General features: G+C 41.0%; 14 protein-coding genes and 2 tRNA genes. 6 read left to right on the forward strand and 10 right to left on the reverse strand.

Features of this window, described 5'->3' with window-relative positions; translation table 11 throughout:
- Positions 1–1,485: glycoside hydrolase family 43 protein (locus tag AC37HE_RS04805; RefSeq protein WP_500781650.1), on the forward strand; the 1,485-nt coding region annotated here is incomplete at its 5' end.
- Between the two features lie 21 nt (positions 1,486–1,506).
- On the forward strand, positions 1,507–3,057 hold the full coding sequence (locus tag AC37HE_RS04810) for a glycoside hydrolase family 28 protein (protein ID WP_500781651.1): 1,551 nt from the start codon (positions 1,507–1,509) through the stop codon (positions 3,055–3,057).
- 56 nt (positions 3,058–3,113) lie between these two features.
- On the opposite strand, the gene AC37HE_RS04815 is transcribed toward AC37HE_RS04810, so the two are convergent.
- The 3 genes from AC37HE_RS04815 to AC37HE_RS04825 form a co-directional block, all read right to left on the reverse strand.
- A tRNA-Arg gene (locus AC37HE_RS04815) sits at positions 3,114–3,186 on the reverse strand.
- 66 nt (positions 3,187–3,252) lie between these two features.
- Positions 3,253–3,549: a thiamine-binding protein gene (locus AC37HE_RS04820; protein WP_500781652.1), complete on the reverse strand. Its 297-nt coding sequence runs from the start codon at positions 3,547–3,549 to the stop codon at positions 3,253–3,255.
- On the reverse strand, positions 3,533–4,294 hold the full coding sequence (locus tag AC37HE_RS04825) for a hypothetical protein (RefSeq protein ID WP_500781653.1): 762 nt from the start codon (positions 4,292–4,294) through the stop codon (positions 3,533–3,535). The genes AC37HE_RS04820 and AC37HE_RS04825 overlap by 17 nt, the downstream gene beginning before the upstream one ends.
- 140 nt (positions 4,295–4,434) lie before the next feature.
- Between AC37HE_RS04825 and feoB the strand changes: the two genes are divergently transcribed.
- The gene (feoB, locus tag AC37HE_RS04830) at positions 4,435–6,891 is read left to right on the forward strand and encodes a ferrous iron transport protein B (protein WP_500781654.1); all 2,457 of its coding nucleotides are present in this window, start codon (positions 4,435–4,437) and stop codon (positions 6,889–6,891) included.
- 250 nt (positions 6,892–7,141) lie between these two features.
- Here feoB and rpe read toward each other — a convergent pair whose 3' ends face one another.
- Both rpe and AC37HE_RS04840 read right to left on the reverse strand, forming a co-directional pair.
- On the reverse strand, positions 7,142–7,795 hold the full coding sequence (gene rpe / locus AC37HE_RS04835; protein WP_500781655.1) for a ribulose-phosphate 3-epimerase: 654 nt from the start codon (positions 7,793–7,795) through the stop codon (positions 7,142–7,144).
- 75 nt (positions 7,796–7,870) lie between these two features.
- Complete coding sequence (locus tag AC37HE_RS04840) at positions 7,871–8,737, reverse strand: sigma-70 family RNA polymerase sigma factor (protein ID WP_500781656.1); 867 nt, start codon at positions 8,735–8,737, stop codon at positions 7,871–7,873.
- Between the two features lie 384 nt (positions 8,738–9,121).
- On the opposite strand from AC37HE_RS04840, the gene rho reads away from it, so the two are divergent.
- Entirely contained in the window at positions 9,122–10,909 is a 1,788-nt protein-coding gene (gene rho / locus AC37HE_RS04845; protein ID WP_500781657.1) for a transcription termination factor Rho, read from the forward strand.
- Positions 10,910–11,025: 116 nt separating this feature from the next.
- Here rho and AC37HE_RS04850 read toward each other — a convergent pair whose 3' ends face one another.
- From AC37HE_RS04850 to AC37HE_RS04860, 3 genes are all read right to left on the reverse strand, one after another.
- Entirely contained in the window at positions 11,026–12,804 is a 1,779-nt protein-coding gene (locus AC37HE_RS04850) for an aminopeptidase P family protein (RefSeq protein WP_500781658.1), read from the reverse strand.
- On the reverse strand, positions 12,788–13,345 hold the full coding sequence (locus AC37HE_RS04855; RefSeq protein ID WP_500781659.1) for an NUDIX domain-containing protein: 558 nt from the start codon (positions 13,343–13,345) through the stop codon (positions 12,788–12,790). The genes AC37HE_RS04850 and AC37HE_RS04855 overlap by 17 nt, the downstream gene beginning before the upstream one ends.
- A 154-nt stretch (positions 13,346–13,499) precedes the next feature.
- Positions 13,500–14,411 carry an alpha/beta hydrolase gene (locus AC37HE_RS04860; RefSeq protein ID WP_500781660.1) on the reverse strand — a complete coding sequence of 304 codons (912 nt, stop codon included), beginning with the start codon at positions 14,409–14,411 and terminating at the stop codon, positions 13,500–13,502.
- A 146-nt stretch (positions 14,412–14,557) separates the two neighbouring features.
- On the opposite strand from AC37HE_RS04860, the gene AC37HE_RS04865 reads away from it, so the two are divergent.
- Positions 14,558–15,196: a LysE family translocator gene (locus tag AC37HE_RS04865; RefSeq protein WP_500781661.1), complete on the forward strand. Its 639-nt coding sequence runs from the start codon at positions 14,558–14,560 to the stop codon at positions 15,194–15,196.
- On the opposite strand, the gene AC37HE_RS04870 is transcribed toward AC37HE_RS04865, so the two are convergent.
- Entirely contained in the window at positions 15,193–15,597 is a 405-nt protein-coding gene (locus AC37HE_RS04870) for an acyl-CoA thioesterase (RefSeq protein WP_500781662.1), read from the reverse strand. The two genes, AC37HE_RS04865 and AC37HE_RS04870, sit on opposite strands and share 4 nt — an antisense overlap.
- 5 nt (positions 15,598–15,602) lie before the next feature.
- On the reverse strand, positions 15,603–16,403 hold the full coding sequence (locus AC37HE_RS04875) for an SDR family oxidoreductase (protein ID WP_500781663.1): 801 nt from the start codon (positions 16,401–16,403) through the stop codon (positions 15,603–15,605).
- A 186-nt stretch (positions 16,404–16,589) separates the two neighbouring features.
- Between AC37HE_RS04875 and AC37HE_RS04880 the strand changes: the two genes are divergently transcribed.
- Positions 16,590–16,665 (forward strand) — tRNA-Lys (locus AC37HE_RS04880).
- The last annotated feature ends 1 nt before the right edge of the window (position 16,666 follow it).

The following is a 16,666-nucleotide window of genomic DNA, read 5'->3' on the forward strand; positions in this document are numbered from 1 at the left end:
GGGCAGTCCATCCATTCTTGGGGAGATCAGGGAAATGGAACATACATTAATCCGATTTTGAATGTAGATTATTCCGATCCTGACGTGATTCGTGTTGGGGACGATTATTATATGGTTTGTTCTGAATTTCATTTTATGGGAATGCCGGTACTTCACTCAACGGATTTGGTAAACTGGACAATTATAGGAAGGATATACGATCGCTTGGAATTCAATGAAGCCTATTCATCCAATAATCGGTATGCCGGAGGAAGTTGGGCTCCTGCAATAAGATTTCATAACGGAAAATTTTGGGTTTATTTCTGCACACCTAAAGAAGGGCTTTTCATGTCATCGGCAGAAAAGCCAGAAGGTCCGTGGGATCCTCTTGTTCAGGTTTTATCTGTGGTCGGCTGGGAAGATCCATGCCCATTTTGGGACGAAGATGGGAAAGCATATCTCGGACACAGTAAGGTTGGAGCCGGGCCAATCATTATTCACAGGATGAGTAGTGACGGGAAAGCCTTGCTTGATGATGGCTACACCGTGTATACCGGTCCTGTTGCCGAAGGAACAAAAATTTATAAGCGAAATGGATACTATTATCTGAGTATCCCGGAGGGGGGAGTTGAAAACGGGTGGCAGACCGTTTTGCGGTCGAAAAATATTTATGGGCCTTATGAAAAGAAAGTAGTTTTGGAAACCGGTTCAACTTCAATTAATGGTCCGCATCAAGGGGCTTTGGTAGACACGCCTGAAGGCGAATGGTGGTTCTTGCATTTTCAATCCGTGCCTGCAGTTGGTCGGGTAGTGCATCTAGAGCCAGCGTACTGGAATAATGGATGGCCGGTAATCGGTGTTGATCTGGATCGGAACGGAATAGGAGAACCTGTTTATGTTTGGAAGAATCCTGCTACAGAAGAGGAAACAGAAGTGCTCAAACCTCAATCATCAGATACTTTTGATGAAAGCGAACTGGGACTTCAATGGGCTTGGAATCACAATCCGGTAGATTCAGCCTGGTCGTTGGTAGAGAAACCTGGATTTTTATCAATCAAGGCTCTTTATGCTCCTGGTTTCTTGCAAGCCAGAAACACTTTAACCCAGAAAGTAATGGGAAACTCTGGCCAAGCGCAGGTCGAGTTGGATGGTCGTTTAATGAAAGACGGTCAGGTTGCAGGACTTTGCCTGATGGCAAAGGACTTTGCCTTGGTAGGTTTAAAAAAGAAAAAAGATGGTGTTTACATCTTTTCAGAGATTGGCGGATTGAAGGAAGAAAGGAAAATTAACACGGCACGAGTAATCTTGAAACTTCAAATAAGCGCCATCCCTAAAGACAATCAATTTTATTTCAGTACAGACAGAACGAATTATGATACAATAGGCGACAACTTTCATATTCTAAGCGGGAACTGGAAAGGTCCTAAAATAGGCTTATTCTCTTTCAATACAGATTATAGCGGAGGAACCGCCATGTTTGATAACTTCATCTACACTTTTGACTAACCTATTCAATTAATGCAAACAATGAAATTATTTTATGCTATTCTAACATTATCTGTTTTTATCAATTTATCACAAAAAGCTTCAGCCAAAGAATATAATATTCTCGATTTTGGGGCTGTATCAGACACAACCTTGCTGTCGACGCAGGCAATTCAGAAAGCGATTGATACCTGTGCTAAGGAAGGAGGAGGTTCGGTTGTTATCCCTGCCGGAAATTTTAAAACCGGTTCTATTTTTCTAAAGAGTCATGTGAATTTGGATTTGGAAAGCGGGGCTGTGCTGTATGGAAGTCGGAACCTGAAAGATTATACCAAAGTGAAACCTACCTATGTTTCGCTGCGGACTCAGGAAGCAACCATTCAATTGATTTATGCTGAAAATGCCACGAATGTGAGTATAACCGGTTATGGTACGATTGATGGACAAGGCAGCAGTTTTAAAAAGCTGACGACAAACGATGAGGGAATAACCCGGCCTCATTTACTGCGATTTATTACTTGCACAAATGTTTTGGTTGAGAATGTCAGTTTGCGCAACTCCGGATGTTGGATGCAGCATTATTTAGCTTGTGATTTGGTGCAGATTCGCGGTGTGAAAGTTTTTAACCGCAATAATTATAATAACGACGGACTCGATTTAGATGGTTGTCGTAATGTCACAGTCTCTGATTTTATATCAGATTCCGATGATGATGGGGTGACCTTGAAAAGTACATCTCCTCGTCCTTGTGAGAATATTACGATTACCAATTGTGTTATAAGCAGTCGCTGTAATGCGATTAAGCTGGGAACTGAATCAAATGGTGGATTTCGGAATATTGCCATCTCTAATTGTGTCGTTAAACCTTCCTTGGTTAAAGAACCAACTTTTTATGGTAGGGTAACGGGAAGCTCGGCAATATCGCTTGAAATCGTAGATGGTGGAACAATGGAAGGGGTTAATATAAGCGATATTCAGGTTGAAGGGACTGAAGCCCCTATCTTTATTCGTTTAGGGAATCGTGCCAGACCTTATCAGGAGGGTTTAGCGGTCGATCATGTTGGGAAGATCGATGGGGTTTGTATTAGTCATGTTCGGATAAAAACAGCAGGGAAAACGGCTTGTTCAATTACTGGTCAACCCGGATTCCCGGTTCGGAATGTGCGATTAGATGATATCGTTGTCGAATCAGCAGGGGGAGGAACCCTAGACGATGCAACGCGGCTGGTTGAATATAAGCCGAAAGATTACCCAGAAGCCACTATGTTTGGTGTATTGCCGGCTTCTGGTTTTTATTTAAGACATGCTGAAAATATTCGTTTTATGAATTGTGCTTTTCGGACATCGTCTGATGATCAGCGTCCGGCTCTGTTTATGACAGATGTTGCGGATTGTGTTTTGAATGATCTCGATATTTTAAACCCGAATGGTGGACCGTTGGGTGTGTGCGTTTATAAAAGTGATGGGGTTTTACTGAAAGATGCTTTGGTCGGTCAACAGTTAAAGGCTCTGGTGGAGACTGATGATTTTAAATCGGTTCAGGTTCGGGGAGTCGATCTGCCAGATACTGCAACTCTGAAAATACACCAGTAGAAAGTTGAGTACAAATAAATAAAAAAGGTTGTCAAATTTATGACAACCTTTTTGAGTGACCCCGGCAAGACTCGAACCTGCAACCTTCTGATCCGTAGTCAGATGCTCTATCCATTAAGCTACGGAGCCATTCGCTAAACGCGCTGCAAATATAGTATTTTTGATTTTAAAAAAGCAAATAAAAAATGCCCTTTTTTAAGATTCGTATTTGTGCATTTTGTCCTCAATCGTTACATCTTGCTGAAAAACAGTTTGTATTTTAATGTAGGTCATGAGCTTTTGGGTGCCATTTTTTTCTAAAACTTCGTGAACACGCTTTACCAAAGCCATTACTTCGTCGTATTCGCCTTCAATTACGGTTTCAAACGGGCACACTTTGTATTTTAATCCTGAAGCCTGTATTTCGGCGATGGCGCAATCCACCAGGTCATAGGTATCCTTGTTGTCAGCCTGCGGCAGCACCTGTAGTGCCAGGTTAATCTTCTTCTTCATTGTCTTGTTCTTCTTTTTCTTTTTTATCTTCTTGTTTTAAAAACTCTTTTATTTCATCGACCGATAACCGTTTTACATTGGTGATAATGACGTCTTCCTTCAGAAAATGTCCATATTGATTACATTCATCAATAAACGATTTGAAAATATCCTGTAAATTCTTTTTTAGGGGGAAAAGGAACAAGCCGATAGCAAATCCCTGTGTAAATTCCATTTCCTCCAGTTTGCCTCCGCTGTTTTCCAGAAAATACCGAAATTCATCGGTAATCATCTTTTTTTGTGCATCGGTGAATTCTGTATCTACATCTGAGTTGAGCAATGTGATAAAGTAGCGGATATTTTGTCCTTTACCACCTAGTCCTGTTGAAATGAAAACTTGTTGTTCGTCGAGTAGCGAGCTTTGGAGAATCATACGACTTTCCTGCAAGGCAAGAATTGCCCAGTTGCGAAGCATTCCTTCTGTTTGATCTTTGTAACGTTCAATAATTCTGAAAGCATCAACCTTGTCGTGGCCAGCTAAGCGTACCAGTAATTTCTTTTTCTCAGTCTCGGTTGTATCGGCCTCATATAACTTTTGTTCTGCTTCTTCAAAGTTCTCAATAGGCTGATTGTTACTCTTGTCCTTCGTGTATTCAAAATACTCCATTTGAAGATCAACATCAATCTGTTCCTCCAGAATACTGAAATTCTCGGGGAGCGATTCAATTGCCTCTTGTATTTTCTTCAGATTGTTATTTTCCTCCATATCCAACAGTATAAGCTACAAATATAAACTAAAGGCTATAACTGGCGGGCTTTTTGCCTTTTTTTAAAGTTATTTTAAAAACTCAGTTATCTTTGCATCCTATTTTTATTTAATTCAAATTAGAACAAGGGTAGGTACGGGTGAGGCTTTCAGAAGTTCGAAATAATGAATCAGTAATTATAACCAAAGTGCTTGGTCACGGATCGTTCCGGAAACGAATCACCGAAATGGGATTTGTGAAAGGGAAAGAGGTGCGGGTTGTTAAAAATACACCTTTTAAGGGGCCAATTGAGTTCAAGATCATGGATTATAATATCACGCTTCGGCGATCTGAAGCAAACCTGATTGAGGTTGTTTCCCTGAACGAAGCAAGTGTTGATAATTTGATTGGTTATGAGGGGGTTATTGATCGTGAAGTATTGAAACGGTCGGCTACTGAAAAAGGTAAAATTATTAATGTTGCTCTGGTAGGGAACCCCAACTGCGGAAAGACCACTCTCTTTAACTTCCTATCCGGATCGAAAGAGCATGTCGGTAACTATAGCGGTGTTACCGTGGATGCGAAAAAGGCATCGTTTAAAAAGGATGGTTATCTGTTCAATCTGGTCGATTTACCCGGAACTTATTCGTTGACAGCTTATTCTCCGGAAGAAATTTATGTTCGGAAATATATCTGGAAAGAAACACCCGATATCGTTATTAATGTCATTGATTCGTCGAATCTTGAGCGCAATTTATTTTTGACGACCCAATTGATTGACATGGATATAAAGGTGGTTTGTGCCTTAAATATGTACGATGAATTAATTCGGAATAAGAGTGTTTTCAATTACCAGAAGTTGGGCAAGCTAACGGGAATTCCCTTTATTCCTACAGTTAGTTCGAAAGGAAAAGGAGTAGATGATTTGCTCCAAAAGGCCATTGATGTTTATGAGGATCGTGATCCGATTGTACGGCATATTCATATCAATTACGGATCTGAGATTGAGAAATCGGTCAAGCGAATTCGGGAAAAGGTGAAGCAAAACCGACCGATTACTGATAAAATATCATCCCGCTTTCTTTCTTTAAAGCTTTTGGAGAAGGACAATGAAACGTTATTCAATTTGTCGAAATACTCCAATTTCGAAGAAATTAAAGCTGTCACCAAAGAAGAATGTATTCGGATTGAAAGCCTATACAATGAAGATAGCGAGACCATTATTACGGATGCTAAATACGGTTTTATCGCAGGTGCCTTAAAGGAAACTTTTAAGCATCGGTTTAAAAAAGAAGCAAGTAGTTCAGAGAAAATTGATCGCTTTCTGACTCACCCTTTACTGGGGATGCCGATTTTTATCTTACTTATCCTGACGACTTTTTATGCCACCTTTACCTTAGGGGCTTACCCGATGACCTGGATTGGAAACCTGGTGACCTGGATTGGTGATACTGTTAGGTCCTCAATGCCCGAGGGGATGCTTCGGGATTTGCTCACGAATGGAATTATTGACGGAACGGGGAGTGTATTGGTATTTCTTCCGAATATTCTGATCCTCTTCTTTTTCATTTCGTTGATGGAGGATTCGGGTTACATGGCCAGGGCTGCTTTTATAATGGATAAGATTATGCACTTTTTTGGCCTGCACGGTCGATCGTTTATCCCGATGGTCATGGGGTTTGGCTGTAATGTGCCGGCGATCATGTCTACACGTACGCTTCGTAATCCGGGCGATCGTTTGCTAACGATGCTGATTATTCCGTTTATGTCGTGTAGTGCCCGCTTGCCTGTTTATGTGCTGTTTATCTCCGCATTTTTCCCAAACTCACCAGCTTTGGTGCTTGGGGTAATTTATTTTGCCGGTATTTTGATTGCCTTTTTGATGGCTCAAATATTTAATAAAACGATTTTCCGGAATAAGGAAACACCATTTGTATTGGAGTTGCCTCCGTACCGGATTCCAACGTTACGGAATATTTTGGTCCACATGTGGGATAAGAGTTATCAGTATTTGCGAAAAATCGGAGGAGTTATTCTGGTTGGTGTTGTTATTGTTTGGGCATTGGGCTATTTCCCAAGACATACCGAACAGTCGGAGGCTGTAGGAGCGCAGATCGCTCAACTTCAAAACAGTGGACAGTCGGATAGGGAGGAACAAATTCACCAACTGAAGATTCAGCAGGAATCGCTTCGACTTCAAAACTCTTATCTTGGACAAATCGGTCAATTGGTTGAACCGGTAATGAGTCCTTTAGGCTTTGATTGGAAAATGAGTATTGCCTTGGTCGCAGGTTTGCCAGCCAAGGAGATTGTGGTAAGTACGCTAGGGGTGTTGTACCAGGTTGATGATGGTAGCTCGGTTGGTTTGGGCGACAAGCTTAAAGCGGAGAAATATGCCACAGGGACGATGAAAGGGAAGCCGGTTATTTCAATTCCTGTAGCTTTGGCTTTTCTAATCTTTGTGCTGGTTTATTTCCCATGTATTGGTGTAATTGCAACAATACGGAATGAATCGGGAAAAACTTTCTGGGCTGTTTTTACCATGGTGTATACAACGGTGCTGGCTTGGGGCTTAGCTTATGCTACCTTGGTGGTTAGTTCTGCCTTTTTTTCGTGAACAATTAAGTAGGTTGAAGACTTCTGGTATATAGAAAATGATTCAAGAATTAATTACATATGGCATTGTAGCTTTAGCTGGTTTTGCTGCTCTTAGGCGTTTCTATACTGTAATTAGAAGTTTGAACACAAAGCTGAGAGGTGGCAAAACTACTGGCGAAAAGTGTGCTGCTTGCACCAGCGACTGTAGTCTAAAAGATCTTCCAAAATCAAAGAGTTGTCATCCGGCTGGTGCAAAGGGACATTATGCCTTACACTAATTTCAGCTTTTGGATTGTCTCAATCGGATTTTTCGATTCAAAAACAAAGCTTCCTGCTACCAATACGTTTGCTCCGGCTTCAATGAGTTTTGCTCCGGTTTCATAATTAACGCCTCCATCAACTTCGATTAAGCACGATGGGTTCTTTTGGTCAATTAACTTTCGAAGTCGGCTAACCTTTTCATAGGTGTTTTTGATGAAATTTTGACCACCAAATCCAGGATTAACTGACATTAACAAAACCATGTCCAGTTCCGAAATAATATCTTCGAGCAAGTGAACAGGGGTGTGCGGATTTAAGCACACACTGGCTTTCATGCCGGCTTCCTTAATTTGGCTAATTGTACGATGCAAATGGGTACAGGCTTCGTAATGTACCGTTAAAATTGCGGCCCCGGCATGCCTGAAAGTTTCGATATACTGATCCGGATTAACAATCATCAGGTGTACATCGAGTGGCTTCGTTGCCACTTTGTTGACATGCTGAATTACCGGAATACCAAACGAAATATTGGGAACAAAAACGCCGTCCATAACATCGCAGTGAATAAAATCGGCTTCACTGCTGTTCAACATTTCAATATCGTTGCCGAGCTGATTGAAGTCGGCAGAAAGTATAGAAGGAGCAACAAAAATTTCTGACATAAATATGAATTTGACCCAAAAGTAATGATTAGATCAAAAAAAGATATAACCGGTTAAATAAATTATAGCTAAACTTTATCTTCCGAGATAAGCTTTTAATAACCTGTTTCGGTAGTTGTTTTTTAACTTCTTGATTGATTTCTCTTTGATCTGACGAACACGCTCCCGGGTTAATTGGAAGATGTCTCCAATTTCTTCCAGTGTATGTTGGCGATAGCCGTTCAGCCCGAAATAATGCTTTAGAATTTCGGATTCACGTTCTTCCAGTGTTGATAATGTACGCTCGATCTCTTTTCTTAGAGAATTGGTAATTAGTCCATTATCAGGGCTTGGAGATTCGTCGTTCAGCATTACGTCGTAAAGACTATTATCATCTTCGTCACGAAGAGGTGCATCCATTGAAATATGGTGGGTAGAAACCTTCATGGCTTCCTCGACCATATCCGGCGAAGTTTCCAAAATTTTTGCGACTTCATCGGGGGTGGGTTCCCGCTGGTATTCCTGTTCCAGTTTCGAGAAAGTCTTATTGATTTTGTTGATGTTGCCTATTTTATTTAGCGGCAGGCGAACGATTCGGGATTGTTCGGCCAAGGCTTGCAAAATCGACTGGCGAATCCACCATACAGCATAGGAGATGAATTTAAATCCACGTGTTTCATCAAATCGTTGGGCAGCTTTTATCAAACCAAGATTACCTTCGTTAATCAAATCGGGTAAACTCAAGCCCTGGTTCTGATATTGCTTAGATACCGAAACGACAAAACGCAGGTTCCCCTTTATCAATTCCTCCAGCGCCTGTCGGTCACCCTTTCTGATACGTTTAGCCAGTTCTACCTCTTTCTCGGCACTCAGTAATTCTACTTTGCCAATTTCGTGGAGGTATTTGTCCAAAGAGAGTGTTTCTCTGTTCGTTACCTGTTTTGTAATCTTAAGCTGCCTCATTTTGGGTTCGAGTTATGTTAGTGGAACTCCATTAGTTTGGTTTTTTAAAATAAACCAACAAATTGGAGTAATGTTTATGATGCCGAAATTAATGATTCTAAATTTTCGAAAAGAAAAACTTTTGATTAAATTCATGAAGTAGCCGTTTTCGATGATGAAATGACAATTTGGCTATACGAACGAACATTTTCGCATCTGGGAATTTTTTCTATTTGCGGAGTTTTAAACTGTTTTGATGGAAAAAAAAAGCATTTATTTTGCTATTATTCACTTATTAATTATAATTGCAGAAGAATTTCGTTGAAAAATAATCCAAGATTCTTAATCCGTTTACAATATACTTCTCCAGATAGTTTTTTTGGGTTGTAAAATAATTTTCAAAATATGTACGATATTATTGAATTAAGCAGAAAGCTGCTTCCTGATCTGAGGGAAATAGCCAAGGAGCTTAAAATCAAAAAAGTAGAATCCTATAAAAAGCAGGATCTTATCTATAAGATCTTAGATACACAGGCCATTCTTGCTTCAGAGAAAAAAATTGAATCCAATAAAGATAAATCAGCAAAATCCAAATCCAACCCTGATGATATTGTTAAGCACCCGACGCAAGGAGGAGCTAAAGAAGAACAGGAGGATGGCGATGATAAACCAAAGCGCCGTCGTCGCACTGCTGTAGCTATTAAAGCGGCATCTGCGTTCGATTTTTCGAAGAAAAATAAGGTGAAGGATTCTGATGAAGAACAGAGTCAGCCGGAAGAGCAAAAAGCTGAAGCGCCTAAGCCCAAACGAGTTGAGATAAAACCTTCAGAAGCTAAGGAGGAGGAAATAAAAGCCGAAATGGTAGCTCCAACAGCTTCTCAAGAGCAGCCAAAACCAGCCGCTAACCAGCCGGAGCCAAAGAAAGAAATTCAGCTGGAATCCAGAAAGGATGTGCAGCGGGATAATCAGAAAGATTTCCGTCAGAAAAATAAAAAGTGGGATAACCAACAAGGACAAGGTAAGTTCAGACAAGGTCAGACCCATAATCAGCAACAACAGGAAAAACCGTACGAGTTTGAGGGTATCATCACCAACTCCGGCGTCTTGGAAATTATGCCTGATGGTTATGGCTTCTTGCGTTCCAGTGATTATAACTATTTGAACTCACCGGATGATATCTATGTTTCTCAGTCGCAAATTAAGTTGTTCGGACTGAAAACCGGGGACAGTGTAACCGGTACAATTCGTCCTCCGAAGGAAGGTGAAAAATATTTCCCGCTGATTAAGGTAATCTCGATCAATGGACGTACGCCGGATTATATTCGCGATCGTGTTCCATTTGATCACTTGACTCCGCTTTTCCCAAATAAGAAATTCAATTTGACCGGTAATGGTCATGATAATATTTCAACCCGCGTAGTTGATTTGTTCTCCCCAATTGGAAAAGGACAGCGTGGTTTGATTGTGGCGCAGCCAAAAACAGGTAAAACCATGTTGCTGAAGGAAATTGCCAATGCAATTGCGGCAAACCATCCTGAGGTTTATATGATTGTATTATTGATTGACGAGCGTCCTGAAGAAGTAACAGATATGGCACGTAGTGTGAATGCTGAAGTTATTTCATCAACTTTTGATGAACCGGCTGATCGTCACGTTCGTGTTGCAGGCATGGTGCTTGAAAAAGCAAAACGTTTAGTTGAATGTGGTCATGACGTTGTGATCTTACTGGACTCAATTACCCGCTTGGCTCGTGCCTATAATACGGTTGCTCCTGCATCTGGCAAAGTTCTTTCAGGTGGTGTTGATGCCAATGCACTTCACAAACCAAAGCGTTTCTTTGGTGCAGCCCGTAATATCGAAGAAGGTGGTTCTTTGACCATTTTGGCAACTGCTTTGACTGAAACAGGGTCGAAAATGGACGATGTGATCTTCGAGGAATTTAAAGGTACTGGTAATATGGAATTGCAGCTGGATCGTAAGTTGTCTAACAAGCGTATTTTCCCGGCTGTCGATATTGTATCATCAAGTACTCGTCGAGAGGATTTGTTGATGCCGAAACCAATTATGGATAAAATCTGGATTTTGCGTAATTACCTGGCAGATATGAATTCGCTTGAGGCAATGGAATTCATTAAAACCAGAATTATGAGAGCAGGCTCAATTGAGGAGTTCCTGATTTCAATGAATGAATAAACGATTTATTGCAAAATATATTAGAAGAGGCTGTTTTTAAAAAGACAGCCTCTTTTGCTTTGTATTATTTCTTCTTGAATTGACTTAAGTTTTCTCTAAGATGTAAATTCAAGTACCTAGATTGCTTTGGTGATTTCCTGCAGAAAGATTTTTTCTTCCTTGTTAAGGGATGGCGAAAGAAGCTCGTAGCAACGTTGATGATAGTTGTTCAACCAGTCAATTTCGTCCTTAGTCAACAATTCCTTCTCAATTAGACGCGTGTCAATAGGACAGAGGGTTAGTGTTTCAAATTGAAGAAAATGACCATACTCGTTTGTTTGCCATTCTTTACAAGCGATCACGTTTTCGGTTCTGATACCATAAAAACCTTCCCGATAAAAACCAGGTTCGTCCGAAAGTACCATGCCAGGCTCAATTACACGATTGTTATATTCCTGACGGATGCTCATTGGGCCTTCGTGTACATTCAGAAAGTAGCCAATTCCGTGTCCCGTTCCATGTCCGTAGTTTCGACCGGTTTGCCATAATGCCTGGCGAGCAGCAAGATCGATGTTGCAGCCTGGTGTGTTTGCAGGAAATTTCAAGTTTGCTAAACCAATCGTTCCTTTCAGGACTAAAGTATAATCTTCTTTAGCTTGGGCAGTTGGTTCGTTTAGGCTTACAGTTCTGGTGATGTCTGTCGTTCCCTCGAGGTATTGACCGCCTGAATCCATTAATAAAATACCACTGGCTTCGATTGGTGCGGCAATTTCCGGTGTTACCGAACGGTGAACGACAGCCCCGTTACTGTTGTAGCCAACAATGGCATAAAAACTACTTCCCATGAAACCTTCTTGCTGGGATCTGAACTCTTCTAGTTTCAGCAATACATCATATTCGTTGAATGGGGTTTTGCCAACATTAGTATTAAGCCAGTATAGAAATTTAGCCAGTGCTACACCATCTTTACGCATGGCTTTGTGCAGCATTTCAATCTCATAATCAGACTTAATAGCCTTTAGAATTGTGGCTATTGAGAGCTTGTAACAAATCGTTGCATCAGGTGAAATCGCTTCAACAAGCGCTTGGTTTGTTCGATCGGGATCGATGAGTACTTTGCCCCTCATGGTTTTTAAATCATCAAAAATTTCCTCGTAGGACTTTAGTATGATTCCTTCAGCTGACAGTTTTTTAGCTAGAGTATCCGGCACTTTTTGAGGATCCAAGTAAAGTTGAATACTATTTACGGTAATTAGTGCATACGACACAAAAACCGGATTGTATGCAATATCGTTTCCGCGAAGGTTGAATGTCCAGGCAATATCGTCGAGGGCAGTAAGTAAGATGGCTTGTGCCTTCGAGCTTTGGATCGCTTTGCGAATTGTTTGAATTTTCTCGATGCGGTCCTGTCCTGTGTATTTTGTCTCGTGCTCAAAAATCGGGTCGGTTGGTAGTTGAGGACGATTTGTCCAAGTCGTTGCTAACAGGTCGCCGCAATCTTTTAGCTGAAGGTTTTCCGCTGCGAGACCTACGCGCATGCTTTTGTATTGGCCAGCCGACATACATGAGGCATCGGTACCTACGACTGCTTCGTTTGCCAGAACACTTCCAAGCCATTGAGGTGCTGTTGGTGTTCCTTCCATTCGTAGTTTCATGAGTTGGATACCCGTATCTTTTAGTTGGTCAGCTGCCTGTAGAAAATAACGGGAGTCGGTCCAAAGTGCGGCTTTGTTTTGTGTAACAGCTACGAAACCAAATGATCCGTTGAATCCGGTGATAAATTCTCTTGTTTGCCAAAAGTCCGGTAAATATTCACTTTGGTGAGGATCAGTTCCGGATAAATACCAGGCGTCAATGCCCAGTTTGTTCATTTCCGCTCTCAATTTGGAGAGACGCTCTTTAATCCTGTTTTTCATTTTGTATTGCTTGATGAATTTCTTTTAGCTTCATAATTGTATTGCGGATTGATTGGAATGGAATTTCATTCAGATCAATATCTTCCAGATGATAAAACTCAATGGCAGAAATATCGTCTTGTGGTTGAAGGTTATCCAAGCTCTTCAATTTTATTTTGAACGTTGCATCGAGTGTATGTACGACCAAGCCTGAAAATTCGTATTGATTTGGAAAGCTGCCAATGTATTCTATTTCTTGAATTTCAGCACTCAATTCTTCTTTTAATTCTCGGGCAATGGCTTGCTCCGCACTCTCATTCCACTCTACAAATCCTCCCGGAAGATCTAATTTCCCTTTATGCGGATTGATCGCTCTGCGTGTTAGCATCAGGCGTCCTTTGGTGTCGAAAATTAGGGCGCTTGCAGCCGAGGAAGCATTGAAAAAGTAACTAAACGAGCAGTCCTGACAATGTTTGGACCTGGGGCCGGATATAATAAAGTTTGAAGAGCCGCAACGAGGGCAAAATTTGAAAATATTAAACGGATGTATTTCTGGATTCATAAATGATGAAGTGGAGGAGTGAATTAATTATTTTAGGAATCAAAGTTACCTCAGGAAAAGAAAAAAGCCAAAGGTTAACCCTTTGACTTTTATCATATTTTTAGCCCGCTGCTCGAAAGCATTGGCATTCTTCTTCTGCTTGTTGTTCAGATTGTTAGTCGATGAACTTCATGACCTTAAGCCATTGAACGAATACGCCGGGCCACTGAGCGGTCGGGAGATCAAGCTTTTTCATGCCGAAACCATGACCACCTTTGGCATAGATATGCATTTCAGCTGGTATGTCATATTTTTTCAGGGCCAGGTAGAAACGGATTGAATTTTCAGGAGAAACACCGTGATCATCATCGGCCAAAACAAAGAATGTTGGCGGTGTATCTTTGGTTACATGTAGCTCGTTGGAAAACTCGGACGCTACTTTCCAATCGTTGGTTTTTCCGATTAGGTTGATGCGGGATCCGATATGAGTAATTTTTTCGTCTAAGCTGATGACCGGGTAGAGTAGTAGCATAAAATCGGGGCGGCTACTTATTTTTTGAAGCGGATCTGTCGCATTCGGATCTCCTAAGGTGAAATGAGTTCCAACGGTTGATGCAAGGTGCCCACCTGCCGACGCTCCGGCAATACCTATTTTGTTGGGATCGATCTTCCATTCTGCCGCTTTTGAGCGAACATAGCGCATGGCTTGGAGGCCGTCGGTTAAAGGAATCTCAGAATTCCCGTAAGGGAGCCGATATTTAAGAACGATGGCTGTTATGCCTTGGGATTTTAGGTACTCGGCAATTCGAAAACCTTCGTGATCGATGGCTTCTACCCAATAGCCTCCTCCGGGACAAATAACAACTGCAGCTCCTGTATTCTTCGATTTATCCGCGAAATAAACAAAGAGTTCTGCTTCGGAAATATTGCTGTAACGGTAAGTTCCGTTTTGTTCGTAATATTTTTCTTCGCCCGGCGGGGTATTGCTGTTTGGTGCGCCATTGGGCCATAATTTTAGTTGAAGATCTTGAGCCATTACTTGTGAAGTTAAAAAAACAAGCAAAGAAAGGACTGATAGTTGTTTCATTTCGAGTTTATTTTATTTTAATGAGTAGTCATTGAAGGCAGGTAAAGGTAAAAACTAAATCTCCGGAAGACGGCAAATTGGTTAAAAAAATCTGCTAAATCAATGCAGAGTCTTTTTGTAAAATGCATTTATGTTATTTTTGTGACATGTTTTTGACATTATTCATTAAGGGGTTTATTATTGGCTTGGTCGTATCTGTTCCGCTCGGACCTATTGGGATATTGATTATTCAGCGAACAGTTAATAAGAATCGGACGAGTGGCTTCTTATCCGGAATGGGAGCTTCTCTCTCGGATACGATATATGCTATTATTGCTGGTTTTAGTTTAACTTATATTGTTGATTTTATACGTTCTCATGAACTGGTTTTTCAGATTGTGGGAGCACTGATGGTGTTACTTCTGGGCATCCATATATTCTTTAAGAATCCGGTTGCTGATTTGCGAAAGTATAAGCGAAAAGGGAGCTCTTATTTTCAGGATCTGGCATCTACCTTTCTGATTACATTCCCGAATCCAATGGTTGTGTTTGTTTTTTTGGCTGTTTTTGCCAGTTCCGGGATTGTTTTTCAAATGGATAATCCAGTACAAGCGATATCGATGGTCGGAGGGGTATTTGTTGGTGCCAATAGTTGGTGGCTCGTTTTAACAGGACTGGTCAGCTTGTTCCGTCATAAGTTTAACCTTCGGGTACTTTGGTGGTTCAATAAAATCGCAGGTGTTGCAATTGTCGTTCTGGTTGTTATTTCTTTTATACTAACCTTGGTTGAACATCTCAAAATCTAAAAGTGAATCTTCAATTTGTCGGTGAAGTATTCCGGAGCACGACAAGGTTTTCCATTTTTTTCGTCAAAAAAGGCTAAAACAGTTTCACCTTCGTTAATTAATTCACCGTTCGCGTTGTAAATCTCTGTTTTGATTGGAAATTTGACTTGGGGAACTTTTTCAATGATCGTTCGGATGGTGAGCAAATCGTCGTAATAAGCCGATTTGATGTAGTTTACTTTAAGGCTACTTGCAGGTAGCATGACTCCCAAGGCTTCCATTTCTTTGTATGAAATTCCTAAACTTCGGATAAGCTCAGTTCTTCCAATTTCGTAATATCTTGGATAGTTACCGTAATAGACAACACCCATTTTATCGGTGTCTTCGTAATAAACGCGGAGTTTTGTTTCGTGTATTAGCATCAGCCTTATTTGAATGGAGAATCAGGCTCTTTGGCCATGTGGTTAAAGGTTAATTTATCGAGCAATCTGGGTGCAAATTTTCCAAGAAATACCGTTAGTTTTCCTTCCAGGAATGTTAAGATGAGTTCGCGCTTTCTCTTCGTAATGGCTCGAATGATGTGTTTGGCACATTCTTCTGCCGACATCATCTTTGCTTCGTTGCGGGGTGTTTCTCCTTGATTGGTCCCATTGGCTGTTAAAGCTGCTTTACGGACTTCTGATGATGTAAAGCCTGGAGCAGCAACTAATACATGGAGGCCATTGCGTCGATTTTCGATGCGGACAGTATCTAGAAATCCACGAATGGCAAATTTTGAAGCTGCATAACCGGTTCTTCCCGGTAAGCCAACAAAGCCTGCAATAGAAATGACACCAACCAGCGACCCTTTTGTCTTTAACAAGTGTGGAAGCGCATATTTGGAACAATAAACGGTACCCCAGAAGTTTACGTCCATCAATTTGTGAAGGACCGATAACTCGACATCTTCAAAATTGGCACGCATCGAAATTCCCGCATTATTAATTAAGATGTCAATTTTGCCAAAACTACTAATGGCAAATTCGATCAAATCTCGACAATCTTCTTCTTTGCTCACATCGGTTTGCTTTATTGCAACTTCTGTGTGTAGCGTTTCCTTCATCTCTTCAAGAAGCTCTATACGGCGGGCTGCCAGAACAAGCTTGGCATTTCTATGGGCAAACTCAAAAGCCAGCGCTCTTCCAATTCCTGATGAGGCGCCTGTAATAATTACAACTTTATTTTCCATTATATTTTAGAAAGGATGTGCAAATTTATAATTTTTTAGATTGAGAATAAAAACTGCATTTAACAATGGTGTGTTAATAACTGATCGGAGTAATTCGCTAAAAAAAACAGACAAAAATTTGCAGATAGAAATTCAGTTTTTACCTTTGCAGCGCCTTTAACAAAAAAGGCAACACATACAGAGGATGACTCAGTAGCTCAGCTGGTAGAGCACATCCCTTTTAAGGATGGGGTCCTGGGTTCGAACCCCAGCTGAGTCACCAA

It is taken from the genome of Mangrovibacterium sp., from assembly GCF_059905295.1.